This is a genomic window from Streptomyces sp. NPDC096311 (assembly GCF_044763085.1).
GTDB lineage: Bacteria > Actinomycetota > Actinomycetes > Streptomycetales > Streptomycetaceae > Streptomyces.
This window is the reverse complement of the sequence record NZ_JBIWFN010000073.1, coordinates 1-1,430: the sequence shown is the minus strand read 5'-3', so window position 1 is coordinate 1,430 and position 1,430 is coordinate 1. Positions and strand designations below refer to the sequence as shown.

Annotated in this window: 1 protein-coding gene; it reads right to left on the bottom strand. The window is 64.7% G+C overall.

Annotated features, from left to right (window positions below):
• Positions 1 to 212: 212 nt before the first annotated feature.
• Positions 213 to 1,373, bottom strand: a complete 1,161-nt coding sequence (locus ACIRA5_RS53640) for an IS701 family transposase (protein ID WP_266647189.1) — start codon at positions 1,371 to 1,373, stop codon at positions 213 to 215.
• Between the last annotated feature and the right edge of the window lie 57 nt (positions 1,374 to 1,430).

Here is a 1,430-nt window from a genome sequence, read left to right as displayed (position 1 = left end):
GATCACAACTCCACACAGGTCCTAGTACTGCAACGGTGCTTGTTCTGATGGTTGGGTAGTTTCTGGTGGGGTGTGTCCGCGTCGTTTGTAGTGGCTGATGCGGGCTTGGTGTTGGCGTCTGCGGCGCCATGTCGACCAGTGCAGGATGTGCTCGATGGGGGTGGGAGTGCGGTCTGTGAGGCGGGTGATCAGGCGTCGGATCTCGGCGAGACTCAGGCGGATGAGCGGGGAGGATCCGTTTCTGCTTTGTCCGTGTCCAGCTGGCGGGCCCGCAGGACGGTGAGGCAGGCGTGGGCGGCCATGGCGAGGGTCATGTGGCGGTGCCAGCCCGGGTAGCGGCGGACCTGGTAGTCGTCCAGGCCGCACTCCTGTTTCGCCGTCTGGAAGCACTCCTCAACTGCCCATCGGCTGCCGGCGATGCGGATCAGTTCGTCCAGGGTGGTCCCGGCGGGACAGTAGGCGATGTAGTAGGAGATCTCCTCGGGCCTGCTCACACTGCGGCGGGCGATCACCCAGTGCCGGCGGTCCTCGTGGTGCCAGGGCCGAACCTCGACACGGGCCCAGTCGTAGACCCGCCGGCCATGAGCCCCGTCGCCGCAGGAACGGCGTTTCCATTTCTGCCGCGGCAGACCGGGGAACAAGTCGTGGACGGGGTGGTCGATGGACCAGCGGGTGACGACGGTGTCGTGCCGGGTGGTAGCCATGACGTGGAAGACGTCGGCCTGCTCGAGTTCGAACCGCCAGCCTTTGCTGAAGCCGTAAGCGGCGTCCGCGGTCACCCAGCCGAAGGGAATCTTCTCGGCGATGGCCTTGCGGACCATCGCCTTGGCCATCGCCACCTTCGTCTCGAAGGCGACACTGTCGTCGATGCCGGCCCGTCGGCATCGCTCGCGGTCGTCCGTCCATGACGTGGGCAGATACAACCGTCGGTCGATCAACGTGCGGCCGCGGGCACTGGCATAGGCGAGGAAGACCCCGATCTGGGAGTTCTCTGTGCGTCCCGCGGTCCCGGAGTACTGCCGCTGGACCCCGGCCGAACGGACACCCTTCTTCAAAAAACCGGTGTCATCGACGATCAGTACGGCATCCCGGTCACCAAGGTGTTCGACGACGTAGTCACGCACGTCGTCCAGGACCTCATCAGCGTCCCACTCGATCCGGTTCAGCAACCGATGGATACGGTCCGGAGCCGCATGACCTGCCTGTTCGGCAAGTGTCCAGCCGTTCTTCCGCTCCAGCGGAGCAATCAGCCCCCGCATGTACGCAAGCGCCGTCTCCCGCGGCTCCGTCCTGCTGAATCGATGCACGAACCGCTCCTGCAACCGGCCCAACTCATCAGCCCACAATCTGACATCAGCAAGGTCCCCACCCATAACCAGACCAACGACCCGGCCAGCCAACAGTCACGGCAAGCACCGTTGCAGTACTAG

Coding starts and splice junctions, on each gene's coding strand:
- ACIRA5_RS53640 (WP_266647189.1), bottom strand. CDS start 1,373: ATGGGTGGGGACCTTGCTGATGTCAGATTGTGGGCTGATGAGTTGGGC.